At 60.2% G+C, this 26,081-nt stretch carries 24 protein-coding genes and 1 pseudogene; 8 read left to right on the top strand and 17 right to left on the bottom strand.

The features are described 5' to 3' along the window. Positions 1-107 precede the first annotated feature (107 nt). Together M1D99_RS18840 and M1D99_RS18835 are read right to left on the bottom strand one after the other, a co-directional pair. Positions 108-2,555 carry a glycosyltransferase gene (locus M1D99_RS18840; RefSeq protein WP_434571017.1) on the bottom strand — a complete coding sequence of 816 codons (2,448 nt, stop codon included), beginning with the start codon at positions 2,553-2,555 and terminating at the stop codon, positions 108-110. Positions 2,556-2,695: 140 nt separating this feature from the next. Beyond that, on the bottom strand, positions 2,696-3,514 hold the full coding sequence (locus tag M1D99_RS18835) for an ABC transporter permease (RefSeq protein WP_434571015.1): 819 nt from the start codon (positions 3,512-3,514) through the stop codon (positions 2,696-2,698). A 186-nt stretch (positions 3,515-3,700) separates the two neighbouring features. Here M1D99_RS18835 and M1D99_RS18830 point away from each other — a divergent pair. From M1D99_RS18830 to M1D99_RS18815, 4 genes and pseudogenes are all read left to right on the top strand, one after another. Beyond that, positions 3,701-4,924, top strand: a pseudogene (locus M1D99_RS18830) (ABC transporter ATP-binding protein); the annotation flags it as partial. Next, on the top strand, positions 4,904-6,424 hold the full coding sequence (locus M1D99_RS18825) for a polysaccharide pyruvyl transferase family protein (protein ID WP_458132153.1): 1,521 nt from the start codon (positions 4,904-4,906) through the stop codon (positions 6,422-6,424). The pseudogene M1D99_RS18830 and the gene M1D99_RS18825, both read left to right, overlap by 21 nt. Then, a complete protein-coding gene (locus M1D99_RS18820) occupies positions 6,418-7,104 on the top strand; it encodes a 2OG-Fe(II) oxygenase (protein WP_458130592.1) in 687 nt (228 codons plus the stop codon). Before M1D99_RS18825 ends, M1D99_RS18820 begins: the two co-directional genes overlap by 7 nt. Further along, on the top strand, positions 7,097-9,250 hold the full coding sequence (locus M1D99_RS18815) for a glycosyltransferase (RefSeq protein ID WP_434576554.1): 2,154 nt from the start codon (positions 7,097-7,099) through the stop codon (positions 9,248-9,250). The genes M1D99_RS18820 and M1D99_RS18815 overlap by 8 nt, the downstream gene beginning before the upstream one ends. Positions 9,251-9,686: 436 nt before the next feature. Here the strand turns inward: M1D99_RS18815 and M1D99_RS18810 are convergent, their stop codons facing one another. The 4 genes from M1D99_RS18810 to M1D99_RS18795 form a co-directional block, all read right to left on the bottom strand. After that, entirely contained in the window at positions 9,687-10,238 is a 552-nt protein-coding gene (locus M1D99_RS18810; protein ID WP_458130591.1) for an NAD-dependent epimerase/dehydratase family protein, read from the bottom strand. After that, positions 10,223-10,549, bottom strand: a complete 327-nt coding sequence (locus M1D99_RS18805) for a hypothetical protein (RefSeq protein WP_458130590.1) — start codon at positions 10,547-10,549, stop codon at positions 10,223-10,225. Before M1D99_RS18805 ends, M1D99_RS18810 begins: the two co-directional genes overlap by 16 nt. After that, entirely contained in the window at positions 10,550-11,428 is an 879-nt protein-coding gene (locus M1D99_RS18800) for a glycosyltransferase family 2 protein (protein ID WP_434571009.1), read from the bottom strand. A gap of 290 nt (positions 11,429-11,718) precedes the next feature. Next, the gene (locus M1D99_RS18795; RefSeq protein ID WP_186706659.1) at positions 11,719-12,351 is read right to left on the bottom strand and encodes a TetR/AcrR family transcriptional regulator; all 633 of its coding nucleotides are present in this window, start codon (positions 12,349-12,351) and stop codon (positions 11,719-11,721) included. A gap of 163 nt (positions 12,352-12,514) precedes the next feature. Here M1D99_RS18795 and M1D99_RS18790 point away from each other — a divergent pair, with 163 nt between their 5' ends. Further along, a complete protein-coding gene (locus tag M1D99_RS18790) occupies positions 12,515-12,955 on the top strand; it encodes a hotdog fold domain-containing protein (RefSeq protein WP_186706660.1) in 441 nt (146 codons plus the stop codon). Positions 12,956-12,968: 13 nt separating this feature from the next. On the opposite strand, the gene M1D99_RS18785 is transcribed toward M1D99_RS18790, so the two are convergent. From M1D99_RS18785 to choW, 5 genes are all read right to left on the bottom strand, one after another. Next, complete coding sequence (locus tag M1D99_RS18785) at positions 12,969-13,883, bottom strand: LysR substrate-binding domain-containing protein (protein ID WP_434571007.1); 915 nt, start codon at positions 13,881-13,883, stop codon at positions 12,969-12,971. Positions 13,884-13,966: 83 nt separating this feature from the next. Next, entirely contained in the window at positions 13,967-15,103 is a 1,137-nt protein-coding gene (locus tag M1D99_RS18780; protein ID WP_434571005.1) for an FAD-binding oxidoreductase, read from the bottom strand. A gap of 9 nt (positions 15,104-15,112) precedes the next feature. Further along, the gene (locus M1D99_RS18775; RefSeq protein WP_434571003.1) at positions 15,113-16,369 is read right to left on the bottom strand and encodes an aromatic ring-hydroxylating oxygenase subunit alpha; all 1,257 of its coding nucleotides are present in this window, start codon (positions 16,367-16,369) and stop codon (positions 15,113-15,115) included. A 64-nt stretch (positions 16,370-16,433) separates the two neighbouring features. Beyond that, positions 16,434-17,657: a choline ABC transporter ATP-binding protein gene (choV, locus tag M1D99_RS18770; protein ID WP_434571001.1), complete on the bottom strand. Its 1,224-nt coding sequence runs from the start codon at positions 17,655-17,657 to the stop codon at positions 16,434-16,436. Beyond that, positions 17,654-18,502: a choline ABC transporter permease subunit gene (gene choW / locus M1D99_RS18765; protein ID WP_434576551.1), complete on the bottom strand. Its 849-nt coding sequence runs from the start codon at positions 18,500-18,502 to the stop codon at positions 17,654-17,656. Before choW ends, choV begins: the two co-directional genes overlap by 4 nt. 453 nt (positions 18,503-18,955) lie before the next feature. Here choW and M1D99_RS18760 point away from each other — a divergent pair, with 453 nt between their 5' ends. Both M1D99_RS18760 and M1D99_RS18755 read left to right on the top strand, forming a co-directional pair. Beyond that, positions 18,956-19,660, top strand: a complete 705-nt coding sequence (locus M1D99_RS18760) for a TetR/AcrR family transcriptional regulator (protein ID WP_186706666.1) — start codon at positions 18,956-18,958, stop codon at positions 19,658-19,660. After that, on the top strand, positions 19,650-20,435 hold the full coding sequence (locus M1D99_RS18755) for a pyrroline-5-carboxylate reductase family protein (RefSeq protein ID WP_434570999.1): 786 nt from the start codon (positions 19,650-19,652) through the stop codon (positions 20,433-20,435). The genes M1D99_RS18760 and M1D99_RS18755 overlap by 11 nt, the downstream gene beginning before the upstream one ends. A 98-nt stretch (positions 20,436-20,533) precedes the next feature. Here M1D99_RS18755 and M1D99_RS18750 read toward each other — a convergent pair whose 3' ends face one another. Both M1D99_RS18750 and M1D99_RS18745 read right to left on the bottom strand, forming a co-directional pair. Continuing rightward, a complete protein-coding gene (locus tag M1D99_RS18750) occupies positions 20,534-21,055 on the bottom strand; it encodes a DUF4142 domain-containing protein (RefSeq protein ID WP_458130589.1) in 522 nt (173 codons plus the stop codon). 40 nt (positions 21,056-21,095) lie between these two features. After that, positions 21,096-21,233, bottom strand: a complete 138-nt coding sequence (locus tag M1D99_RS18745) for a hypothetical protein (RefSeq protein WP_458130588.1) — start codon at positions 21,231-21,233, stop codon at positions 21,096-21,098. 39 nt (positions 21,234-21,272) lie between these two features. Between M1D99_RS18745 and M1D99_RS18740 the strand changes: the two genes are divergently transcribed. Beyond that, complete coding sequence (locus tag M1D99_RS18740) at positions 21,273-21,506, top strand: YdcH family protein (protein WP_186706669.1); 234 nt, start codon at positions 21,273-21,275, stop codon at positions 21,504-21,506. Between the two features lie 227 nt (positions 21,507-21,733). Here the strand turns inward: M1D99_RS18740 and M1D99_RS18735 are convergent, their stop codons facing one another. The 4 genes from M1D99_RS18735 to M1D99_RS18720 form a co-directional block, all read right to left on the bottom strand. Beyond that, positions 21,734-22,597 (bottom strand): LysR family transcriptional regulator, encoded by an 864-nt coding sequence (locus tag M1D99_RS18735; protein WP_458132152.1) that lies wholly within the window; start codon positions 22,595-22,597, stop codon positions 21,734-21,736. Between the two features lie 268 nt (positions 22,598-22,865). Continuing rightward, positions 22,866-24,584 carry a hydrogenase maturation protein gene (locus M1D99_RS18730; RefSeq protein ID WP_458130587.1) on the bottom strand — a complete coding sequence of 573 codons (1,719 nt, stop codon included), beginning with the start codon at positions 24,582-24,584 and terminating at the stop codon, positions 22,866-22,868. Positions 24,585-24,798: 214 nt separating this feature from the next. Then, positions 24,799-25,113, bottom strand: coding sequence for an SCP2 sterol-binding domain-containing protein (locus tag M1D99_RS18725; RefSeq protein ID WP_186706671.1), 315 nt, complete (start codon positions 25,111-25,113; stop codon positions 24,799-24,801). A 51-nt stretch (positions 25,114-25,164) separates the two neighbouring features. After that, on the bottom strand, positions 25,165-25,875 hold the full coding sequence (locus tag M1D99_RS18720; protein WP_434570993.1) for a histidine phosphatase family protein: 711 nt from the start codon (positions 25,873-25,875) through the stop codon (positions 25,165-25,167). Positions 25,876-26,081 lie beyond the last annotated feature (206 nt).

The raw sequence follows: 26,081 nt of genomic DNA, 5'->3' as shown, positions 1-26,081 counted from the left end.
AACGCTGTCCAATAAGGCAAACCAAAGATTCGTGGCGCGGGAGCAAGCTCCCTCGCCACACATTTCATCTGCTCCCTTAAGTAAATCGCTTTGCATGCGAAGGACGTTTAGGCGTCTCGGTACGTGTGCGGGACCCAGGATCCCCACTTGCTTTCGTAGATCGCCCGGTTCTTTTCGAAAAGTGCCTGTTTTTTCCTGGCGCCCAAGGTGTTGAACGAGGCGGACAGGTGGTGATGAACGAAAACATCTTCGGCACAGGCCGCGCGCATGCCACGGCGCTGTATGCGGCGGCAGTAGTCGTCATCCTCGAAAAACCCGAGGCCGTACTCTTCGCACAGGCCACCGATCTGCTCGTAGGTCGAGCGCGGGAACATCACGCAGAAAAACGCCAGGGTGTTGATCTCGAACCACTCGCCCATGCGGGCGCGGGTCATTTGCGCGGCTTCGGCGGGCATGTCTTCTATCCGCTCATAGCGGGTGCTGACTTTGGCCTCATTGCCGATGTTGTTGGTGATCGGGCCAATGATGCCGATCTCCTTGTGGTCTTGCAGGTGGCGGATCAAGCCTTTGATCCAGCCGGCGGTGACGACCGTGTCGTTGTTCAGGATAACCAGGTAGTCGCCGCTGGCCGCTGCGAGGCCCAGGTTGTTGCCGGCGGCGAATCCTTTGTTGTCCTGGTTGAGGATCACGATCCGGTCTGGATGGCCGTCGGCCCAGGCAGTGAGGAACGCCGGGGTCTGGTCGCTGGAGTGGTTGTCGACGACGATGATTTCAAGGTTCGGGTACTGGCTCTGGGTCAACAGGCTGTCGAGGCAGGCCTTGGTCAGTTCGAGGTTGTTGTAGGTCAACACCACGACGCTGACTTTGGGCACGGGCAAGGTTGCAATGGCCTCGCGCAGGCTGGCGGCCCGATGCTGCCAGGTCTGGCCCCGGGCGAACGATTGACGGGCCGCCAGCGTGGCGCTGTCCTCCGGCAGTGCGCCCAGGACACTGCGCAGGGTCGAGATGAACTCAGTCGGCTCTTCAACCGCCCAGACCAGTTTGCCAAACTGGCTCAACTCCGGCAGTTTCACCGACACCACCGGTTTCCCCGCGCTCAGGTATTCATAGACCTTGACCGGGTTGGTGGCGAGGGTCAACGGCATGACCTTGAACGGAAGCAGGCAAACGTCCATGGCGTGGAGGTAGTAAGGCAGGGAGGCATACGGCACTTCACCCTCCAGGACCACATTCGGGAAGGCCTTGAAGTGTCTTTTTGCCTGGACGATATCACTGCCGATCAACAGGATAAGGTGCTGCGGGAAGGATTGGGCGACCCGCTTGACCAAGTCCAGGTCGAACCATTCGGCAATGACGCCGTAGTAACCGATGATCTTTCTGTTGCCGGGGGCCCGGTAGACCTTGTCGGGACGTCGGCTGAAGAAACTGAACTCGCAGGCGTTGCGGATCACCTCAACGTTACGGTTTTCCCGCTTGCCGTGTTGTTCGATCCAGTCGGATGTCGCCACCAGCAGATCGGCCCGGCGCATCAGGGCGATTTCCAGGTCGAGCAGTTCCTGGGCCACGTTGCCGAAGCCTTCGTGGTGATCCATGCAGTCATAGACCAGCGTGGCGTTTGGCACTCGCCTGGCCAGCGGGAACCAGTAGGCGTGCTGGACAATGCAATCCGCCGCGTTGACGTTCGCCGATTGCAGGAGCATGGCCAGGCCTTCGCACAACTGGCGGATCGCGGCCGCTGATGGCGGGGCATGATAAATGGCCGGTGCACCGAGCACCTTGAAACGGATCTGGAACAGCCGGTTGGAACCTTCCAAGGGCTCTGCTTCGAAGCCGGAGGCCTCGTCGTCGATGAAATTGTTCGAGATATAAAAAGTCGTCTGTCCGGCCCGGGCGAGTTCCTTTGCCAGGTTTTGTGGGCGTTGGATGCGAAAGTGCCAATCGATCACGCCGAACATCAGGATCGTGGGCTGCCCGAGGCTGGACGGTACTGCAAGGTTTACCGGCGGTGGCAGAGATTGCAGCGCAGAACTGGCGTCTGCCGATGATTCGCCCGGTGTTGCCTTGCCGGGTTTCAACCAACTTCGAAGCCGACGCGCCAGCTTGCTTTTCTGCTGTGGGGTGAGTGGCAACCAGGCGTAGACCCGACGCGATAACTTATACAGTTGCTTGCGTATCGAATAACGCAGCGGTGCACGTTCGATGGCGTTGCCCCAGTCGGAAAGCTTGAACATCTCGGCTTGCTTGGCCGCCAGTTGGGCACGCAGATCCACCGCCCAATCGGAAAGCACGACAGCCTCTTTTTCCTTGGTCTGGATTAATGCCTCGGCGTCCTTGAGGCGCTGTTCGGCCACCCGCAGTTGCTCGCGCAGTCGCCCGGTCTTGCCTTCTTGGAGCGACAGACGGGTGCGAAGCGCTTTCGAACCAAGGTTCAGTTGTTCGATAAGCCGATCTCGATTCTCGATTTCCTTGACCAACTGCAAGGTTTCAATGGTTCTGGATTGTGTTGAGCGAGTCAGTTGGTCAATGCAATCAACAAGACGGTTGATCTGGTCCATGCGGTTTTCTGGTCCTTTGGTCAATACGGCGACGCACACTCGGTCTTTCAGTAACGATGTGTGCGTCAATCACCAGCCAGGCTCCCCGCCGTGGCATGAATCAGCATAGCGGGTACTGGGCGGGGCGCCATGCAACAGTGTCAGATGACGTCGGCAAAGCCTTTGCGGGTCCGCTGGAACCAGGCAAACCCGGCGCAGGCAATCAGCACGGAAATGGCCGAATAAGCCGCCAGGTAGGCCCATTGCGGCGGCCGGCCCCAGAACAGCACATCGCGAACCATTTCCACCGGCAGCGTCAGTGGGTTTGCCTGCAACGCGGCCTGATAGCCCTGCGGAAGCGTCGAGAGGGGATAGAAAATCGGCGAGAGAAACAGCATCGCCGTGATGATGATGCCGATGAACTGGCCGATATCACGCAGGTAGACGCTGATCGAGGCGAGAAACCAGGAGAGCCCCAGCGTCATCAGCACCAAGGGGAAAAGCACCAATGGCAATAGAAGGGCGGTTACCGGTGGCGTTCCGAACAGGACGATATAAAAGATCAGCCAGGCCAGGACGCTGACAGCCATGTGGAACAGCGCTGCGCCGAGCGACACCAGGGGTAGGGTTTCCAGTGGGAACACGATCTTCTTGACGTAGTTGGTATTGGCCAGCACCAGGCCCGGCGCACGGCTCACGCATTCGGAAAACAGGTTGAAGACCAACAGGCCCGCGAACAGCACCAGGGCGAATTCGCTCTTGGATTCACCGCCGCCCGACCAGCGGGCCTTGAAGACGACGCTGAACACGAATGTGTAGACCACCAGCATGAAAACCGGAGTGAAGAACGACCACAAGACGCCGAGCATCGAACCCTTGTAGCGCCCGATGACTTCTCTGCGGATCAATACGTAGATCAGGATTCGATTGACCAGGACACTCTTGATCATGGCGATGGGGGACGTGCTGAACGACTGCATTGGTGCTTGATCCTTAAGGCAAAATTCGGATGCTCCCTGTGTCGCGTCCTCATTGGAGGGTAGACCACGTGCAGGTTCATTCGAAGTTTTTTTCCCCATCTGTGCTTAACTCATCCGCAGTGCCCAGCGAAGGACTGATTGAGTAGCGCCGCAATAATGGCCGTGATTCATGGAAGGGTTTTGTCGATGTCGTTTGAAGTGGCCATCCGTGCCGAAAACCTGAGCAAGTGTTATCAGATTTATGATGCGCCCAAGGACCGTCTATTGCAGATGCTGGTGCGCGGCAGGAAGCGGTTCTATCGCGAGTTCTGGGCCCTGGACGATGTTTCCCTGACCATCGCGAGGGGGGAGACCGTCGGTATCATCGGCCGTAACGGCAGTGGCAAGTCCACTTTGTTGCAACTGATCTGCGGGACGTTGATGCCGACCCGGGGCAGTGTCCAGGGCAATGGTCGGATTGCGGCGTTGCTCGAGCTGGGGTCTGGTTTCAACCCGGAGTTCACCGGTCGCGAAAACGTCTATGTGAATGCGGCGGTGCTGGGCTTGGATCGCTCGGAAATCGACGCTCGCTTCGATGACATCATCGCCTTCGCCAATATCGGCGACTTCATCGACCAGCCCACCAAGATCTATTCCAGCGGGATGCTGGTACGGTTGGCCTTCGCCGTTTCGGTCTGTGTCGAACCGGAGATCCTGATCGTCGACGAGGCCCTTTCCGTTGGTGATGCCTCTTTTCAATTCAAATGCCTGAACCGGCTGGAAGAGCTGGCTGCCAAAGGCACGACGCTGCTGTTCGTCTCCCATGACATGAGCATGGTCAAGCGCTTCTGCCACCGGGTCATCTACCTGCGCGCAGGCCGGGTCGTGGCCAGCGGCTCGCCCGATGAAATGGCCGAGCTGCACTTGCTCGACATGCGGGACGAGCAACGTCGCTGGGCCAGTGGCGGCGTGATACCGGTGACGCGCAAGTCATTCATGGGCGGGCAGGAGGGGATGGCCTTCGGGACCGACGAGGGGCACATCAGCGCTGCCTGCTTCACCAACACCCAGCAACTTTCGTCCAGCTACCTGTATGGGGACGATATCGAGATTCGCGTCGAGGCGTTGCTGCATGAATCGATCACGCAGCCGAACATCAGCTTCACTATCCAGGAGGCCAGGCTGCTGGTGATCGGCGGGGGCAACTTCGCACTGCAACCCAGCCCGCCCGAAAACGGCTGGCGGCATGCGGCGATCACGGTGCGCTTCCCGGCCAACCTCGCCGAGGGGCGCTATCATGTCACGCTCAAGCTGTTGCACGGCGCGACGGAAGACACCTCGCAATTGATCGAAAAGCAGGTGGCGCCCTTGGCGTTCGACATGTTGCCGAACCACAAGAACTTCTTGGGCATGGTTGACCTGGGGTTACAGCGGATCGACCCTCGGCCGGTTGAACCGCCTCCCGAGGTCTGCGCCGCTCAAGGAGAACAGGTTTTGACGGAGCACCCGGACACGCGCACGTGGCAGGTCGCCATATTCGGCACCTTTGACGTGGAGAACTACGGCGATCTGCTGTTTCCGATCATCGCCGAGGCGGAGCTGACCCGGCGCTTGGGTTCTGTCAACCTGCATCGGTTTTCCTACCACGGGAAAACCCGACTGCAATGGCCTTATGCAGTGACATCGCTGACGGAGTTGCCCCATGTCGCGGCGAGCCTGGATGGGGTCTTGATCGGCGGTGGTTTCCTGATCCGCTTCGATAAAGTCGTTGCCCACGGCTATGGTCCGACAACCGCCGATATCCACCACCCCACCGGTTATTGGCTGACCCCTGCGCTAATCGCGCTGCAACACGCGGTCCCGGTCATGTGGAATGCCCCCGGGATGCATTGCAACGATATTCCCGACTGGGCCAGGCCGCTATTGAAAATGACCCTTGAGCAGAGCCAGTACGTGCGCGTGCGCGATGCACTGTCGCGCGATTCCCTCGCCACGCTGACTCAACAGGCCGAGATCGAAGTGCTGCCCGATACCGCGTTTGGCTTGCCGCGCCTGATCGATGAGCAGCAACCCTCGGCCGAGTTCATTGGCCTGCGCGAACAGGCCGGGCTGACCGGGCCCTACATCGTGATCCACGCCATTCACGTGGTGGAATCCTTTATAAAACTGTTCGAAGACCACGCCGAGGCATTCCAGGGCTATCAGTTCCTGGTGGTGCCGATTGGCCCCGTCCTTGGGGACGATCCGTCGGTCATTGCCGGGCGCCTGCCGGGGGCCGTTACCTTGTCGTTCTGGCCAGAGCCATTGCTGATGGCGGAAATTCTCAGCCAGGCCCAAGCGGTCATCGGCCATAGCTACCACCTGGCGATCACCGCTTTGGCGTTTGGCGTCCCGGTGTTTTGCTCGGCGGACCTGACCACGGGCAAATACACGGCGCTGGCGGGGTTCGACTCGCTCCACGCCTTGCCGGACGTGGCGACGATCGATCCGCAATGGTTGCTCGCCCGCGTGGGCAAGACCTGTCCATCGCCCGCGGCGCGTGCGGCGGCGGATCAGTTGGTCGAGCATTGGGACCGGGTCGCGGCGATCATTCGCCAGGGTAAAACAGCGTCCCAGCCGGTGTTGGGAGCGTTTCTACAGCATCTGCCCAATCTGCTTGAAGCCGCAGCCGAGGGCCGTGACCCCGTGTCGACTGAACGGCCGGCAAGCCCCGTCGTGCCAGAGCCGGCCATCATCGAACCGGCACAAAACCTTGCAGTGCAGGAGTTCGCCCAGCAGCAACGGATTGTCCAGCTCAGCCAGCAACTGGCCCTCAGTGACGCCAGGATGCTTGAGTTGCAGAACTCCAATTCATTTCGAATGACCGCACCACTGCGTTCCATCGCCCGTGGTATCCGAAACCTGACAGCGAACAAGAACCCACAATGCTAGATCTCTCTCGTCTCACGCCAGCGGCGCTAAAGGCCCATCCGTTCTCATGGGCTGAAATCGGCAATCTGTATTCGACCGAGGATGCCGCCGCGTTGGCGGCAACCTTTCCTCACGATCACTTCAAGACGGTGAGTGGTTACGGTGGCGAGAAAAACTATGACTATGAGGCGCGGGCCCTGGTAAGCATGGGCACCCCTACCATCGCGTTTCCCGAAGAACTGAGCGAGGCGTGGTTGCGACTGGCACTGGACCTCGGCTCGGCCGCCTATCGAGAGGCCATGTCGGAGCTGAGCGGGATCGATCTGCGCAGTGTGCCGATGGAGGTCAACGTCTTTCATTACGGCCCCGGTGCGAGCCTGGGAGCCCATCCGGACCTGCCCGACAAACTGGTCACCCATATCCTGTATTTCAATGAGTCCTGGGACCGCAACGACGGCGGCTGCCTGACCATCCTGCACCGCAATGATCCCACCGCCGTGGCGGCCGAGATCGAGCCGTTGGTGGGCAATTCGGCGATCCTGGTGCGCTCGGACCATTCATGGCATGCCGTCACCCCCGTGGTGAGTGGCTGCCAATCTTCCCGCCGCAGCCTGACGGCAACGTTCTACCGGCCGGGCTCCGTCAGTTCCATGTGGCCGCCGGGTGACAGCACGCCGCTGCATGGGTACCCCCGTGCTTAAACTCGACAGCGCCCTGATCGACCGCGATGCCGCCTTGGCTCAACGGGATGCGGCCATCAACGAGCGCGATATCGCCCTGGCGAAAGTCGACTTCCTGCAAAACACCCGTTCGTGGCGTTTCACCCGCCCCCTGCGCTCACTGTTCCGGGTGATGCGTTATGGTTTTGCCGCCACCCGGGAATTTCCCGAAACGGCCGCGGCAATCGTCTACCCGGCAGCACCGGAGCCGTTGCCGAACGTTGCGGTGGCGCCTGATTTCGCCACGAAAGTACGCCTGGATATTCTCTGCTTCGCCAACATCGAGTGGGCCGCGCGCTTTCAGCGACCGCAGCAGTTGATGAGCCAGTTTGCGAACAATGGTTATCGAGTGTTTTACATCGTCCCCTCCGTTGTGCCGGAGCAGGGGCAGCTCTATCGATTGGCGTCGGTGGCGCCCAATGTCTTTGAAGTGGCCTTGCAGCGCGACGCGCAAGCGGCGTATTACGAAAAGATCGTGACGCCTGAGAATCATCAAGCCTTGCTGCGAGCCCTTACTGCGTTGGTTGCCGACATGCAGATCAGGACCGCCCTCTCGGTGGTGCATATCGCCTACTGGAGCCCGGTGGCACTCAGCCTGCGCGCCGTGCATGGCTGGCGCATTCACTACGACTGCATGGATGACTGGGATGGCTTTCCGAACATCGGCGAACAGTTGCTGAGCGAGGAAAAGACCCTGATTGCCCAGGCCGACCTGGTGACCGTTTCCGCCGCGTTGCTTTACGAAAAATGGTGTGCCTACAACCCACGCTGTGTGTTGGTCCGAAACGCGGTGGATTTCGCTTTTTTCCGGCAGCACTGTTTTACCAATGATGTGTTGAGCGGGCTTGTCGGGCCTGTCATTGGTTACTACGGCGCCCTGGCCCAGTGGCTTGATTATCCGTTGCTGGCGGCGCTGGCGGACCGGCGGCCAGCGTGGAACTTCGTCCTGGTGGGGGACATTTTCGTCGAGGATCTGGCGGGCCTCGAGCACAAGCCCAATGTGCAGCTGTTGGGCCACAAGCCGTACTCGCAAATGCCGCTTTACCTGGATCATTTCGATGCCTGCCTGATTCCCTTCAGGCTCTACAACGTGACGCATGCGGTTGATCCGGTGAAGTTCTACGAGTACATCAGCGCAGGCAAGCCGGTGATCTCCACGCCACTGACGGAGATGAGCATTTATAAAGACCTGCTGTACTTCGCCACTGGGGTCGATGAGTTCCTCCAGCAGATCGAGCGTGCCTTGGCCGAACGCGACCTGGCCCTGTACAAACGGCGCGTGGAGCTGGCCCGGGCCAATGATTGGAAGGATCGATTCGATAGCATGCACCGGGCTATCGTCGGCCTGTACGAAAAAGTCTCCATCGTGGTCGTGACGTACAACAACCTCAACCTGACCATTCAATGCGTCAACAGCATTCTGCGTAACACCACCTGGCCCCATTACGAGCTCATCGTTGTCGACAATGGCTCGGACGATGGGACAGGTGATTATCTTGAACGCCTGCGCCAAGCGGTGCCGAGCGCGAAGATCATCCTGAACCCGGACAACCGGGGCTTTGCCGCGGCGAACAACCAGGGTTTGCGCGAAGCCGATGGTGACGTCCTGCTGCTGCTCAACAACGATACGGTCGTGCCTGACGGCTGGCTGGACCCGCTGGTCAGGCATGTGCGGGATCCGAGTATCGGCTTGGTCGGGCCGGTCACGAATGCGGTTGGCAACGAAGCGAAAATCGAGGTTTCCTATACCGACATTCAACAGATGCAAGACTTTGCAGGCCGCTACACCGAAGCCCGAAAGGGACGCTCGTTCGATATCTCGATGCTGGCGATGTTTTGTGTCGCCTTTCGCCGCAGCGTCCTCGAGGAAGTGGGGTATCTGGATGAGGCATTCGGGATCGGGATGTTCGAGGACGACGACTACAGCCGTCGCGTGCAGGCGGCCGGCTATCGGACGGTCTGCGCCGAAGATGCGTTTATCCATCACTACGGGCAGGCCTCGTTCAGGAAGCTGATCGCCAGTGGCGAGTACCAGGCCCTCTGGGACAAGAACCAGGCGTACTTCGAAAGCAAATGGGGCGCTTGGCAAGCCCATGTTCACCGCAACGAGGCGGGGGACAAGGGTTAGGCCGTCACAGGGCCATTACCTTCAACATCCTCGTCGACGGTCATGCCGCCATCGCGAGCAGGCTCGCTCCCACATTGGATTCTCGGTAGGCACAAAATTCATATGCACCCAGTCCCCCTGTGGGAGCTTGCTCGCGAAGAGTCCAGCATCTTCATTGACTGACACACCGCTATCGCGAGCAAGCCCGCTCCCACATTGGATTCTCGGTAGGCACAAAATTCATATGCACCCAGTCCCCCTGTGGGAGCGGGCTTGCTCGCGAAGAGTCCATCTCAAGCATTTTCATTGACTGACACACCGCTATCGCGAGCAAGCCCGCTCCCACATTGGATTCTCGGTAGGCACAAAATTCATATGCACCCAGTTCCCCTGTGGGAGCGGGCTTGCTCGCGATGAGGCCCGCCAACTCAACATCCCTGCAGCTGACCCACCGCCGTCAGCAGCCTCTGCGCCCAGGCAAGTCCTCATCCATCAGTTGAAACGCCCTGGGCGCAAAGCCAAGTCGATCACTGGCGTGGGAATGATCGAACACCAGATCCTCTTTCATCCGCCCCACCAGCGCGCTGGAAAGATGTCGGTAGCGTGGCAGGCAGCGCATGATCGAAACGGCCCGGCTCAATACCGGGGCAGGGAGGGGCAGTGTTCGCTCCGGGCGTCCCATGGCCTGGAATATGCGCCTGACCATGGTGCAATAAGGCAGGACCTCTCCCCCCGAGAGGTTATAGGCGCCACTGGGCAGGTCAGGCGTGCTCACGGCGGACAGGCACGCCTGGATGACGTCATCCCCATGCACCGGCTGGCGCAACCCGGTACCGCCAGCGATAAGCGGGAAAAATCCGAAGCGTTGAATGAACCGCGCGATTTCCGAAATGTTCTTGTCACGGCCATAGCCATAGATCAGGGTCGGACGCAGGATTATCCATTCGATTTGCCGTTCGACCGCCCACTGCTCAAGCTGTTCTTCAGCACGTATCAAGCGTTGCGCCACGTCCCGTTCCCGAGCGTCGGGCGCGATGCGTGCTTGGCAAAGCGGCTGGTGGAGGAGAGGACAACAACACGTTTGACCTGGGTGCTGGCAAGGCGCTCCAGATAGTCGGGCAGCACCCAGAGGGGCGCGAATGACAGGAAGGTGTCCAGCGCCAGTCCGTGCCAGTCGTCAGCCTTTCGCCAGGTGACGCCGGGGCAGGACACGCTGGGCAAGCTTCGGGCAAAGGCGCTCGTCGAGTGACCGGCTTGGGCCAGCAATGGCAGGACGCGCTCGCCCAGGAGGCTGGTGCCGCCCAATATGCCTAGACGCAATTATCGAAGGTCCCATGCATGCTTAAGCCGGGTCGTGGCGTGGCGAAGGACCACCAGGCTGAATCGAAACCAGACTCCCATCACCACGCTGATCCACAGGATGGCAGGGTATTTACGGCGGAAAAACTTGCGATAGAAACGCAGGAACCCCAAGTGTTTGTGCCATTCGACGAAATAAGGTCGATCGCGACTGCAACCGCCGAACACATGCATTACCCGGGCATCCGGCACGAACAGTACGCGCCAGCCGGCCTGATGGAAGCGCATGCACCAGTCCAGGTCCTCGCAATGAAGGAAATAGTCTTCGTCCCACAGCCCGACGCTCTCGATCGCTTCACGCTTGACCAGCATGCAAGCACCGGAGATGGCTTCAACGACAGTGGGGGCACTGGGTAGCGGTTCCTTATGCAATAAAAAATCGGATAACAGCGATGGGAAAAGCGTCGAGAGTCGCGAAAGCCCGAAAGCTCGCATGAAGGCGCGTCTGGGCGTTGGAAACACCCGGCGTCCACCGGCTTGCTCGCTGCCGTCCGGATTGCACAGGAAACCTCCGACCATGCCGATTTCGGGCGAGCTGCGCAGTGCCTGCAGCATGCGGTCCATGGCATTGGCGGCCAGTTCGGTGTCCGGGTTCAAGAAAAAAACGTTGGGGGCCGCAGACAGGCGAGCACCTTGATTGCACGCCACGGCGAAGCCGAGGTTGGCGGTATTTCGGACGATCTGAAGCGAGTCGCCGGCAGGGTGGATTCGCTCCAACTGCACCAGGCTGTCATCGTGGGAGTTGTTATCCACCACGATCACGCGGGAAGCCCCGGCGGCAAAGGCCGACCCTACACTCGCCAGCAAAAGCTCACCGGCGTTGTAGTTGACGATGATCACATCACAATCGCCACGTAGACATGATGTTGCCCATTCATCAACAGCGAGCAGTTCCACTGCTTCCAAACTTCGTTACTCCCTGTACAAACCTGGATACGTATGGGATCGCAACTACTCAGGTTTGTTTCAAAGATAGCAGGTTCGCGGCCATCGACCAGTTTCGGCCATCGTGCCATGCCGACGGCGCGCAACTAGTGGCCTGTACGGTTAATTTGAGTGCACGAATTAGCCACACAGGCCACTAGGGCTGGGCCGCTATGCAATGAATCTGTTCGGGTGGCTCGGAACCTTCAGGACGAGGTGCCGGCGTGCATGCCAACGGCACGCCAGGCGGCCTCGGCCAACTGCTGCCGGTAGCCTTCAGGGCTGCGTTTGACGCGGCCGGAGAGCCAGGCGCGGCAGTAGCTTTCTGCCGAGCCGATGATCAGTGAGGGAATCAGCTCGAAAGGCAGGTCCTGCAGATCCTGCTGGTGGGCCGGGTCACTGAACCATTTCTTCAGTTCGGCGTTCCTGGCCAGATTCGCCTCGGCCAGCCGCTCGTTGAAGCTGCTGCGCGCGACCGCAAAGCGCGCCTGGTACTGGAACCGTGCCCAATCGGGTTGGCTGACCACCCAATCCACATAGCTGAACACCAGGGCATGCACCCACTCCCGGGTCGACGTGACAGCGCCGAGGTAGCTGTCCCTGAGCCGCGCCTGATCGTCCAGGGCGGTCATGTACAACGCCGCGACCAAGCCTTCCTTGTTCTCGAAATGGTGATAAATGGCCCCCACGCTCATCTCGCTTTCGGCACGGATGATATCGATGGTGGTCGCTTCGATGCCCTGTTGGTTGAACAGCGCCAAGGCACATCGAAGGATATGCCGCTTGGACTCGGCACGACGCCCTGGGTAACAGCGCTCGAGGAGATCGACAGGTTCCATTTTTCGGCCCAGGCAAAAAGGGGCCATGTTAATTGAAACGGAGGCTTGGCACGAGCGATTGACAGGGCGGCAGATTACAGAATATTGTTCTGTAACAGAGCAATATTCTGTAATGGAGTGATGTTCTGTTCATGACTCAAGCCCACCTGACCAGAGATACCCCATGAGCCAGACTCTCAGCATGTACCAAAGCGTCGGTCCGTCCGCGTTCAGCAATATGGCCTGCCAGATGGCCCCGTACTTCGGCACCATCAACCCGGAAATTTCGGTGTTGGCCCCCGGTCGCGGCGAAGTGAAGGTGCCGTTTCGCAAGGAAATCACCAATCACCTGGCGTCCGTTCACGCCATCGCACTGTGTAACGCGGCAGAGCTGGCCGGCGGCATGATGACCGAGGTGTCCATCCCCAGTGGCGCTCGCTGGATTCCCAAAGGCATGACTGTCGAATACCTGGCCAAGGCCAAGACGTCCATCCACGCGATTGCCGACGGTAGCGATATCGACTGGCAGACTTCGGGCGACAAGATTGTCCCGGTCGAGATCTTCGACGAGGCGGGGATAAAGGTCTTTACGGCGCGCATCACCATGAACGTGAAAATCGGCTAGATCGCCCGGCCCATCAAGCGTCGACCGTTTCTGCCAGATGGGCCATCAGCCACTGGCGGAAGCGGTTGACGCTTTGTCTGTTCGGGGCCCGGCCTTGGGGTTCCAGCAGGCAGAACTGCGCGTCGGTGCGCAGGATGGCGTGCGTTGGCCGCACCAGGTTGCCGGTTTGCAGGTGATTGCTGAGCAGGCCCGACCACGCCAGGGCGATCCCTTGGCCAGCCAGGGCCGATTGGATCAGCATGGCGTAGCTGTTGATATTGATGCGCCGTCGAGGTTCTGGCGCTGGGTAGCCAAGGCGCTGGAACCATTCTTTCCAGCCAATCCAGTCACTGTGCTGGTCTTCCAGCCACAACCAGGTGCATCCACCCAATTGCTCCAGTGTCTCGATTTCCGGGTGTTGCGCCAGATAAGCGGGGCTGCACACCGGGAAAATCTCTTCGTTGAACAGCGGTGTGACTTTCATGTTGGTTGGCGGCGTGCTGCAGTAATACAGCGCCAGGTCACAGTCGAGCCGGGAAAAATCACTGACTTGATCCGTCGCGATGATGCGCAGGTCAATCTCCTCGTTCTGGCGCTGGAACTGCGACACCAGCGGCAGCAGCCATAGCGACGCCATCGCCGTGCTGGTGACCACCGTGACTTGCTGCGCACCTTGCCAATGGCGTATGCCCGCGGTGGCCTGGGCGATGTGCAGCAGCGTGTCGCGCACGCTTTCGTAATACTGGCTGCCGGTGGCGGTGAGGTTGATCTCCCGGGTCGTGCGGGTGAACAGCGCCGTGCCCAGGTAATCTTCGAGCAAGCGTACCTGGCGGCTGATGGCGCCTTGGGTGACGTTCAGTTCCCGTGCCGCCATGGTGAAGCTCAAGTGGCGGGCGGCGGCCTCGAACGCCACCAGGCTGTTGAGGGGCGGCAAGGGTTGCAGTTTCATCAGGCTTCAGTCTTATCAGTGTTAGGCGCACAGAGATTGTGCAGAAGCCGGCGTGCAGTGACTACCTAATTAGCGAGGAACGGCTAAAGATCAAGGACCAGGTCGGAAGTGGGCTTGCTGCAGCACAGCAAACGCAGGCCCTTGTCGATTTCCCGCTGCCGGATGCCGCCGTTGTGGTTCATGTCCACCGTGCCCTGGAGCAGGGCGGTCTTGCAGGTACCACACACGCCCTGGCTGCAGGAGGAGGGCACGATGGCGCCGGCTTTCTTGGCGGCGGACAGCACGGTCTGATTGGCCGGCATGCTGAATGTCTTGCCGGAGCGCGACAGGGTCACCGTGAACTCGGCTGGTTGATCGAGCGAAGCGGCCTGCTCAAGCAACGGTTGCTCATTCAGTGCGGCAATGTCGAAGCTTTCCTGATGGTAGTGGGCGAAATCGAACGCCGCTTCCCTGAGCAGCGACTTGACCGCTTCCATGTACCCCTGGGGACCACAGGTGAAGATCTCCCGCTCCTTGTAGTCCGGCACTTGCTGGCTCAGCAACGACAAGTCGAGCCGGCCTATCGGTTGCTGCCATTGCGTGGTGTCGCCAAGCCCTTCGCAAATACTGATGACCCGCAGCCCCGGCATGGCTGCCTGCATGTGCGTCAATTCCCCATGGAAGATGATGTCGGTGGGCGTGCGGGCGCTGTGCACGAATACGATATCGAGGTTGCCAGCCATGTCGCAGGCGGCCCGGGTCATCGACATCAACGGCGTCACGCCGGAGCCGGCGGACAGGTACAACAACTTGTTGGCCGGATGGCCGACCGGCGTAAAGCTGCCCGCTGGGCCGGACGCCTTCAGGCTATCGCCGGGCTTGAGGTTGTCATGCAGCCAGTTCGACACCACGCCCCCCGGTACGCGCTTGACGGTGATGGAAAAGGCAAAGGGCCGGGTCGGGGAGGACGACAGGGTGTAGCAGCGGGCAATGGTTTGCCCGCCAATGACCGGCGAGATCGTGATGAATTGACCGGGCTCGAAACTCAGGGCGCTGAAGTCGGCACAGCGAAAAATGAACGTCCTGACATCGTGGGTCTCCTGGCGCACGGCGCAGCATTGCAGGGTTTTCTGCTCGCCGCTGTGCCACTGCGCACCGAACGTGCCCCAGGTGGTCGGGTCAGTGAAACGCTGGACCGCGCTGGCGTTTCCAGGGCGCGTCAGGTGTTCGTAAGTCGTCATGTTCATTCCTCACACGCCGTGGGCGGCGAGGCGCGCCGCGTACCAGCGCGAGAACTGGTCGACATAGGTTTCGGTAAAGGCCGAGAACGGCCCGGGCGTGTAGGCCGGATCCTGGGTGCCGCTGTGGGTGATGCCGACGAGGCTGGCGTCCTGCAGGTTGGTCGCGACCCAGACTTCGGTCAGCTTATCCAAGTGGTAGTCGACGCCTTCGACCGCGTCGGCATGGACCAGCCATTTGCTGCGCACCAGGGTCTTGTCGGGCGCCAACGGAATGATGTAGGAAACCACGGCGTGGTCGCTCATGACATGGGTCCACGAGTTGTGGGTCCAGAAATGCATGTCGCCCAAGTCGCGGCGAGTGAGGTCGCCGAACAGCCGGGTGCACGCCACACGGGTGTCCAGGGTCTGGGATTCGCCGTTGCCGGCAATGGCCAGCCGCTGCGAGCGGAACTGGGTCACGGCGTTTTCACCTAGATGTTCGACGGCCTCGCAGATATAACCTTCGCGCTCCCAGTTGGCCTTGGTCTCGGCATTGCGGCGGTGATACTCCGCCAGCGCCTGGAGTGAGTCCTCCCCCAGGCCATCGGTGCAGAAACCGAAATCTTCGGGCAGGAACGAGGCGGTCAATTCCGGGTGAGTGGCTGCGCAGTGATAACACTCGCGGTTATTCTCGATCACCAGTTTCCAATTGCCGTTCTCGATGATTTCCGATTCGAAGGCGATTTTTGAACGGGCGATGTCATATTGAGCGAAACGCGGTGTCATGACCTGATCGAGGTACTGGATGTCTTCTGGCGGTTCGTCGCCCAGGCAGACGAAGACATGGGTGCCGATAACCCGAGTGTGCACGGGAATCAGGCTTTTGCACTTTGGGTCGAAGGCCTGCCCCATGTGCGCTGCATGTTTCAGGCTACCGTCGAGGTCGTACGTCCACTGGTGGTAGGGGCAGACCAGCATGCCCACCGTCGACTTGCCGGCCTGCTTCAAGCGAGCCCCGCGGTGCCGGCAGACATTGCGAAAGGCCTGCACCTGCTCGTCATCGTCGCGCACCAGGAGGATGGATGACTTGCCGATATCGAGGGTGGAGACATCACCGGGTTCGGGGACGTCGCTGGTGACCCCCACCAGAATCCAATGCTGGGTGAAAAAGATCTCGACGTCGGTTTCAAAAACATCCTGGCGACCAAACAAACCACCCGGCATGCCATGACCGGGAGTGCGGTCGGTCAGAAGTGCACGATGGGTTTTCAAGGTATTAAGGGTCATTTTCCGATCTCGCTCAAACTCAAACGGGGTAGTGGCGGTGGGGGCAAAGCCGTTGACTGGCGCATCAAGCCAGCGAAAATTCTTTTAGGGGGGCGGAAGGCACGGGCCGCGACAGGTTATGCCCCAGCAGTGCCCGATACAGTTCACCGTCGCCCACGATGCCCAGGACGGTACCGGCCTGTTCCTGCACGATGAGGGGGTGGCCGGTTTCGTAGCGGATCTGCAGGGCGTCGCGCATGGTAGTGGTCGGCGGCACGCACGTCGGTTGCCGAGCCAAGGTCCCGATTGCCTGGGTCGGATTCCAGGATTGGACGTGTGCGGTCGTGGCGCCTTTTCGCACGCTGCTCAAATGACGCTGCGCAGTGACCACCATCCACAGGTTTCGAGCCGTATCCAGGCAATATTCGTCGCGGGCGAAAACGCACTGGCCCAGCGGGGTCATCAAGCTTTTCGCGCACAGCACATTCAACGGATTGGTGTGGGCGACGAAGTTGCGCACGTAGTCGTCGGCCGGGTTCAGTACGATCTCTTCAGGCTTGCTGTACTGGATGATCTTGCCGTCTTTCATGATGGCGATGCGCGTGCCCAGCTTCAGGGCTTCGTCCAGGTCATGGCTGACGAACACGATGGTCTTGTGCAGCTTGCGCTGCAGGTCGAGCAACTCATCCTGCAAGCCTTGGCGGATCAGTGGGTCGAGGGCGGAGAAGGGTTCGTCCATCAGCAGGATGTCGGCGTCCATCGCCAGGGCGCGGGCCAGGCCGACCCGTTGCTGCATGCCGCCGGACAGCTCATGGGGTTTTTTATTGCGCCATTGGGTCAAGCCCACCAGCTCGAGTTTTTCATCCACCAGCTTGCGCCGTTCCTTTTCCGGGCGGCCCTGCATTTCCAGGCCGAAGCTGATGTTCTCGCGCACTGTCAGCCAGGGCATCAGGGCGAACTTCTGGAACACCATGGCGATGCGTTGGGTGCGCATCATTTTCAGCTCGGCGGGGGTGCAAACGGCGATGTCGATCTGCCGGCCTTGGTGTTCGACGAACAGTTTGCCGCGACTGACGGTGTTCAGCCCGTTGATGCAGCGCAGCAGGCTGGACTTGCCGGAGCCGGACAGGCCCATCAGCACGCAGATCTCACCTTTGTTGATCGCCAGGTTGGCTTTCTCCACGCCGACGATCAAACCGGTTTTCTGAAGAATCTCCGGACGGGAAAAGCCTTGGTCGAGCAGATCCAGGGCAGGTTTCGGGCGAGCGGCGAAGATGACGTCGACGTCTTCAAAACGGATGATGCTCATACGTCACCTCTTTTCAGGGTTTCACGTTGCTTGCAGATGCGGTCGAGCGTGATCGCCAGCAGCACGATGGCAAGACCCGCTTCGAAACCCATCGAGATATCGGCGGTGTTCAGCGCATTGACCACCGGCTTGCCAAGCCCGTCGGCGCCCACGAGGGCGGCGATCACCACCATGGACAGTGACAGCATGATGCTTTGGGTGATGCCGGCGGCGATGCTGGGCATGGCGTGGGGCAGTTCGATGCGCGCCAATAATTGGCGGCGCGAACAGCCGAAGGCCTTGCCGGCATCCATCAGTTCTTCCGGGACATCGCGGATGCCCAGGTAGGTCAGGCGAATGGGGGCGGCGATGGCGAATACCACCGTTGAGATCAGGCCCGGGACCACACCCAGACCGAAGAGTGTCAGCGTAGGAATGAGGTAAACGAAGGTCGGTACGGTCTGCATCAGATCGAGTACCGGACGCATCAGTGTGTAGAACATCGGTTTGTGCGCGGCAACAATGCCCAGCGGTACACCGATGACCACGCAAACGAGTGTGGCGAAGGTCACTTGGGCGAGGGTTTCCATGGTCTCCTGCCAGTAACCGAGGTTGAAGATCAGCAGGAAGGCGAAGGTGACAAAGAGGGTGAGGCTCACCTTGCGTTGGATGTAGTAGGCGAGCAGGGCGAAAACAGCGATCAACGCCAAGGGGTTGAACCACAGGAGTGCGGTGGTAAACGCGGTGATCACACCCGACAGCGACAGCGAGATGGCGTCGAAAATACCGGCGCCATGTTGAGTCAACCATTCGACATACCGGGCGATGTGTTCGCCCAGGGGAAGCTTCTCTTGTGTCATCCACATATCACTGATCCGGTTGATGGAAAGAAACCGCATGCCAGCAACCGCCCGGGCGCCGCTTCGCGTGCCAGGTTCGCAGGCAACGCAAAACGACTGCGCGAGGCGTCGCGTCAGCAGTTATCGAAGGTTGGGCAGGGAAGGGGTAACAGAAGAAGCGTGTGACAACGCCAGTCGCCCCGGCTTTCTTTGGCCGGATGTCGAGGGTTTTCCAAAGGAGTGCACTGCAAGATTCATAATGGCGGCTCGTTGTTGTTTTGGTTTGGAGTCCGTTGCCTATGGGAGATAGTTATCCAGGTGCCTTTGGCTGACAAACCATTTTAAATCAGTGCCTCATGAGTTTTTATCATCAATGATTCGCCACTTCTGGGCCAAAAAGTCGATTAAATGTACTTTGGTGTACATTCAGCGGTCATCCAAGTACATTCGTGCTACGCATGATTGAAGAAGGTATGCAGGATGCCCCAGGTAGGAAAGGCACGTGGCAAGGCCCAGGACGCAGGCTGGCGGGGCTCGCCGGAGGGTTGGCTGGAAGCGGCCTATGAGGCCCTCAAGGAGTCGGGCATCGATGCGGTGCGGGTCATGCCGCTGGCCAAGCGCCTGGGCTTGTCACGCACCAGCTTCTACTGGTTTTTCGAGGATCGCGAGCAACTGCTGGCGGCGTTGCTGTCGCGTTGGCGGGAGACCAATACAGGGGGACTCATACGGCAAAGTGAAAGCTATGCCGAAAGCATTTCCGAGGCGATCCTGAATGTGTTCGAGTGCTGGCTAAATCCGCAATTGTTCGACTCGCAATTCGAATTCGCCGTGCGCAGTTGGGCGCTTCAGTCCGCTGAAGTGGCCCAGGAGGTGGCGGTGGTGGACGAGCAGCGCATGAATGCCCTGGCGAGCATGTTCAAGCGCTTCGGCTACGACACTCAAGGCGCTGATGCACGGGCCCGAACGATCTACCTGACGCAGATCGGCTACATCACCATGAACACCACTGAGCTGATCACCGTGCGCTTCCAGCGCATCCCGCATTACGTGAGCATTTTTACCGGCAAGGTCCCCAAGCAGCGTGAGCTGGATCGTTTCTACGGGAAGTTCGGCTATGCCGAAAAAGAGCCCGGGGTCTTCGTTCCGTTGACGGACACTTTCGAAGGCAATGCCGATGATCAATAAAACCTTGGGGATCATTGGCGGCACCGGCTGGTTGGGTGGCGCGATTGCCAGGGCGGTCCTGGCCAAGGGACTGGTGCCGGCGGGGAACCTGATCATTTCCAATCGCTCCGGCAACCATCCGTTGGCTGAGCAAGGCGCTCGCCTGGTCACGGACAACCAACGGTTGGTGGATCGCAGCGACGTCGTGATCATCGCGGTGCGCCCCGAGCATTTCGCCAGCCTGGGCATCGATGCGACGGGCAAAATCGTGATTTCATTGATGGCCGGGATTACGGCCCAGATGATTGCAGCGCAGACGTCAGCTTCAGCGATCGTGCGGGCGATGCCCAACGCGGCGGTGGAAATCGAGCAGTCCTTTACGCCTTGGTATTGTTCGACCGGGGTAGGAGCGGCAACGAAAAACCTGGTGCAGCGTGTGTTCGAATGCGTAGGCACCGCGGCAGAAGTCCAGCAAGAGGACTTCATCGATTACCTCTCTGCGCTCTCGGGCACCGGCCCGGCTTTTCCGGCCTTGCTGATGACGGCCCTGGCCCGTCAGGCGATGCTGGCCGGCATACCTGGCGACATCGCGCAGATGGCCGCAAAAAATGTCGTGGTCAACAGCAGTCAACTGTTGGCCAATCGTGACCCCCAGCAGATGATCGACGCCTTGGTGGCTTATCGGGGCGTTACGGCCGCAGCCTTGCAGGTGATGAGCCAGGGGGATTTCGAAGAGCAGGTGGGGAGGGCGTTGCAGGCCGGTGCCGCGGTGGCTCGCAAGGGGCTTCAGGCCTGATAAGAATTCGAGATACAAAAACGGCGCCTTCCTCTATTGGAAGAAGCGCCGTTTTTTCTTGAGCGAGCCCTATGGCGGCTCAAGGGACGGGCTTGCCGTTACTTGCTTGGGTGAGCAGCCTGAAGTTTCTTGGCTTCATCCAGGTGATGTTGCAGGTCCGGCAGCATCTTCTGGGCGAACGCCTTGAGTTCGGTGTTGCCAGCTTTCTTGTCGTCGGTAACGGTGTTGGCTTCTTTCTTGAACAGTTCGATGGTTTCTTCGTGGGCCTTGACCTGGTTGTTGGCGAAGGCTGGATCAAAAGACTCATCGCGCACGTCGAGAATCTTCGCCTTGGCTTTTTTCATCAACGTGGTGTCGTCGGGTACCTGGATGTCATGTTTCTGAGCCAGCGCCTTCAGCTCTTCATTGGCCTTGGTATGGTCGGTGATCATCTTGTTGGCGAACGCCTTGATGTCCGCCGATTGACTTTTTTGCAAGGCCAGCTTGCTGGTTTCGATTTCCGCAATGCCACCGGCCGCCGCGTTGTCGACAAAGTCATTTGAAGTCGCGGCCCATGCCATGCCCATGCTGGTACTCAGGGCAACTGCCAGGCCGAGTTGACGCAGGGTAAATCTGTCCATAGGTAAGTCTCCACACAGGTTGTACAAGTGATTCTTGTGGTCACTGATCAATGGAGAGCGGTGCGTTGGCAAAGGTTTGATCGCAATGCGCGACGGTACGACGAACGGTCACCGCTGGTCGGATTGGCGGTCGACAGAACCCGACCGGCAAGGCCATGCTGGTGACAGGCAGTGCCATGAAAAGCACTTGCCACCGAACCAACAAAGGAGGTGCTCCATGCCGGTGTCCCATGATCTTTGTCAGGATCTGAAGTGCACAGAAGAAGACATCCTGAAAAAACGCCGCGAGGATGAAAGTCTCGATGCGTTGATCAAGCAATATTCCAAACTTGATGCCAAGGTCGTGAAGGCCGAGAGCCCCCCGGCCGTAATGCCCGACGATGCACTGGAGACACTCAAGAAGGAACGGCTTCAGATCAAGGACCAGATCGCCGCGCGGATGCAGAGGTAGCCCAGGCAGCAATCTGCCGAGGGCTTTCTTGTGGTTAGGGAGCTTGCTCCCGCTAGGCTGCGACTGTAGGCGCTGTGTAGGAGCTGTCGAGTGCAACGAGGCTGCGATCTTTCTCCTGACATTTGAGTTTCTAGTGAAGGATCAAAATCAAGATCAAAAGATCGCAGGCTTCGCCAGCTCCTACAAAGCGGGACCACGCCAGATCCCAGGCCTTGCCTCATAACCCCTCAGGTCAATGGATCCCAGCGCTGGGACCAGTCGCTGCCGGTCCTGACGATCTCCCGCAGCACTTCGAACGCCTGCTGCAACGCCGCTGAGTCTCGATCGCGGGAATACACCAGGTAGGTCGGGTAGTTGAACTCCGGCGCCTTGGGCACCCGCTCCAGGATGCCGCTGTCCAGGTAGCTCTGCACGACCCGTGTGCGGAAGTAGCCGCTGCCACCCTTTTCGAGGATGTATTGCAGGGCCAGGGGACCGAGGTTGAAAGTCACCGCGGCCTTGGCCTTGTCCGGTAGCGCGGTGTCGTGTTGGCGTCGGAAATCCGCGCCCCAATCGATGTACACGTAGGGGTCGGGACGGGCGGCCAGGCGCACCAGGATGAGTTTTTCTTCCAGCAATTGTTCCACTTGCAAGCGCGGCCAGTATTCGGGTTGATAGACCACCGCCGCATCCAGCAGCCCCAGTTCCAATTGCTGCAGCAGCTTTTCGCCGTCGCGGATGTCCATGCGCAAGGCATGGCCGGGAATTTTCTCGCGCAGTGCTCCAGCCCAGGCCAGCATCAACGGGTTGCACAGGCTGACCTCGCCACCCAGGTGCAAGACGTTGCGATAGCCCTCGGGCAATGGCAGGTCCCGGCGGGCCGCTTCCCAGGTTTGCACGAGCTGGTTGGCGTAGACCACGAAGGCCTCGCCGTCGGTGGTCAAGCGCGCGCCGGCGCGGTTGCGCACGAACAGCGCGCAGCCGAGCTGGCTTTCGAGCTTCTGGACCCGGGCGGTGATCGCCGTCTGGGTCACGTGCAGCTTCTCGGCCGCTGCGGCGAGACTGCCGTGGCGGACGATTTCCAGGAAGGTGCGGGCGAGGTCGATGTCCATGGTCAGGCCGATGCGGGGGAAGCGGGCATTGTAAGAGCTGCCAGGCCTTCCCGATACCTTCGTACTGTTCATGCCTGATCTGTGGCGAAGGAGCTTGCTCCCGCTGTGTGGGAGCAAGGCTCGCCCGCGATGGAGGCGATGCGGTCTCGCGGAATCGAGGCGTCTGTTTCGCGAGCAAGCTTTGCTCCCACAGCCCAGCGGGAGCAAGCTCCCTCGCCACAGGGGCATCGTTGTTCTTGAGTGAGCAGTATGGTCTCGAAGCCGGCTGTTATTCGACGGCTTGGGGTTGTGCCGCCCGTGCCCAAGGTGCGACCAGGCGTTCGGGTGTACGGCAGGCCTTGTGCTTGAAGACGAAACGACGGCACTTGTCGGCGAAGCCGTGGCGATCGTCCACCATGTCGCGGCGCATTTGTGCGAGTTCGTCATCGCGACAGGCCTGGATCGCCGTCAGGCTGCGTTCGGCCTTGCGCACCCGGATGCTTTCGTAGGCCGGATCGAGCAGTGCGCGGTTGGCCCGTTGCAGCAGCCACAGGCCGAACTCGTCGGGGCAACGCGGGCCGATCTCCTGGACCATGCCGTAGCGCAATGCCTCCAGGGCGCTGATGGGCAGGCAGTCCTGGGTGAGTTTCCAGGCCATGTCCGGACCCACCGCGCGGGGCAGGCTGTAGGTCCAGTATTCGGAGCCGTACAAGCCCATGGTCGCGTAGTGGGGATTGAGCACGATGTCGTGGCGCGCCAGCACGATATCGGCGGCCAGCGCCAGCATCACGCCACCGGCCCCGGCGTTTCCCGTCAGGCCGCTGACCACCAGTTGCCGGGCGCTGAACAACTCCAGGCAGACGTCGTCGATGGCCTGGATGTTGGCCCAGGCTTCCAGGCCGGGTTCTGCGGCGGCCTGGATCACGTTCAGGTGCACGCCGTTGGAAAAGCTGCCGCGTCCACCACGAATCAACAGCACTTGGGTGTCCCGGGATTTGGCCCAGCGCAGTGCCGCCACCAGGCGCTGGCATTGCTCCGTGCTCATCGCCCCGTTGTAGAACTCGAACGTCAGCTCCCCCACATGGCCGCATTCGCGGTAGCGAATGGGTTGATAAGGCTCGTCGCTGAACGGTTGCCGGGCCAGGGAACTGTCAAGCACCGGGACGCCTTCGAGGCGGTTCGACAGGACATGGCGCGCCGGGCGTTTGAAAGTCTGTTCGCCGGGTTGCGGTTTGCGGCGCAGGGCGCCGATCCACAGGCTCGCGTCCCCTGTTGCCACCAGCACTGCATCGTCACGCACGGCCAACAGTTCGCCGGGCAGGCCATGGCGAACATCCAGATGGGCGTCGTACAGGTAGAATTGTTCGCCGGCCAGGCTGGCGAGCACACCGGGTTGACCGTCCGCGGCGTCGATGCAGCGCTGGATGAAAACGCTGCTGTCGTGCCAGCTGAAGCTGCGATCATCCTGGGTCATGTTCGGTTGCAAGCGCCCGATCACGTCAGGGCGGCCATAGTCCAGCGGTACCGGGGCGAAACCGTCGCGGTGTTTTTTCACCACCTCGCGGATGCAATGAATGGCCGCGTCGCTGACCGGGCCGTTATACAGCTCGGATTTGCGCAGGCCCTTGGGCAGGTCGAATTCGCGAGTGGCCCAGATGGGGCCTGCGTCCATTTCCTCCACCGCCTGCAAGGCGGTGACGCCCCAGCGATCGAGCTGCCGGGTGATCGCCCAGTCCAGGGCACTGGCACCGCGATCACCAACAATGCCCGGATGGATGATCACCACCGGGCGTCGTGGGTTGCGCCACAATTGCTTGGGTACACGGTCCTTGAGGAACGGGCAGATCACCAGGTCGGCGTCGCTTTCTTCGATTTGCCGGCAGACCGAGGCCGCATCGGTGAACAGCACCACGCTGGGGCGATAGCCAGCCTCGCGCAGGTCCAGCCAGGCGCGTTGGGTCAGGCCGTTGAAGGCGCTGGACAGCAGAACGATTTTCAGTGGAGGCATGAATCTCTCTTCCTTGAGATGCGCAGGCGCAGGCTGCCGATGAGCCGTCCCTGGCCTTGATGGAAGCGTTACGTTAGCGGTTGCAGGTGAAGCGGGAACTGACAGGGATCAAGGTTGTGTGCGGTGGGAAATCAGGGAGGCAGAAACACGAATCCCGCCACGGGGGCGGGATTCGTTTGCAATCGAAAGGTTCGCGAAGAGGGCGAACTCAATCTCAGGCCGGGAACAGCTCGGACAGTTTCATGGCCAGCATCATGTCGCCTTCGGTGCGCAGCTTGCCGCCCATGAACGCTTGCATGCCGTCGGTGCTGCCGTCGACGATGCCTTCCAGGGTTTCGGCGTCCATCACCAGGGTCACCTGGGCGTCCGGGTTTTCACCTTCCAACAGTTCGCAGGTGCTGTCCTTGACGACCAGCGAGAAATGCTTGGTATCGTCGATGCGGAAACCGAATACCAGGTCCAGGCCGGCAGCAGCGGCAGGGTTGAACTTGGCTTTCATGGCTTGTACGGCGTCGGCTACGGAGGTCATGGTTTCGATCCTTATTTGGGTGGTACAGCAAGGGTCTACAGTAATCCGGACTCAGCGAAAGGTGATGAGGTCCGGGGCCTTCAACAGTTGCAGGTGGGCATGGCTGTTGAAGGAAGCCAGGGCCACCTCGCGGCCCCTGAATTTCAGGTGGTTGAGCGAGGTGTTGACGATTTGCCAGTTCAGTTCGAAGGCCTGTCGGGCCGGTATCCGGGTGATCAGGTGGAGCAGGGCGGTGATGGTGCCGCCGGAGGTGAACACGGCGATCTTGTGGCTGTTGTCGGCTTGTTCCAGGATGCGCTGCAGGCCCGCCTGGACCCGTTCGACGAAACCCAGCCAGCTTTCCAGGCCTGGCGGGTCATACCGGCCGCTGAGCCAGCGTTCGACGATCAGCGCAAAGATGCGCTGGAACTCGGCGCGGTTCTGCGCAGCGTTGCGCAGGATATGCAGCGCCTCGGGCTCCTCGGGGAGCATGTCTGGCAACAGGGCACGAATGACCGCGTCGGCGTCGAACTCGTTGAACGCGGCGTCGATTTCCAGCTCGGGGACCGGCAGGCCGGCGGCAGACATCTGGCCCAGCGCGCCGACGGCGGTATCCTGTTGGCGACGCAGGTCCCCCGAGAGGCAGCGATCGAATACGACACCAAGCTCGGCGAGGTGGCCGCCGAGCACTTGCGCCTGGCGTACGCCATTGGGCGAGAGGACATCGTAGTCGTCCGCACCAAAGGAGGCCTGGCCATGTCGAATCAGATAGATACTGCCCACGTCCGCGTCATCCCGGTACGTTGAAGGTTTGGCGAGGTTATGGGGATGGCGGTGAGCTGTCAATGAAAAAACATACGCTTGTTTGAAATGCCTGTTGCAGCCTTGCCCTGTCGCGCTCGCGTCAAGGTAACCATAGGTTTCTTGGCTGGTCGCGACGCAGGCGCATGGGTATGCTGGGACCGTTACGCGCCTGCGTTCAGTGGCGC

The organism is Pseudomonas sp. R3-41, from assembly GCF_054161485.1.
This window is presented reverse-complemented; position numbering and strand designations above follow the sequence as displayed.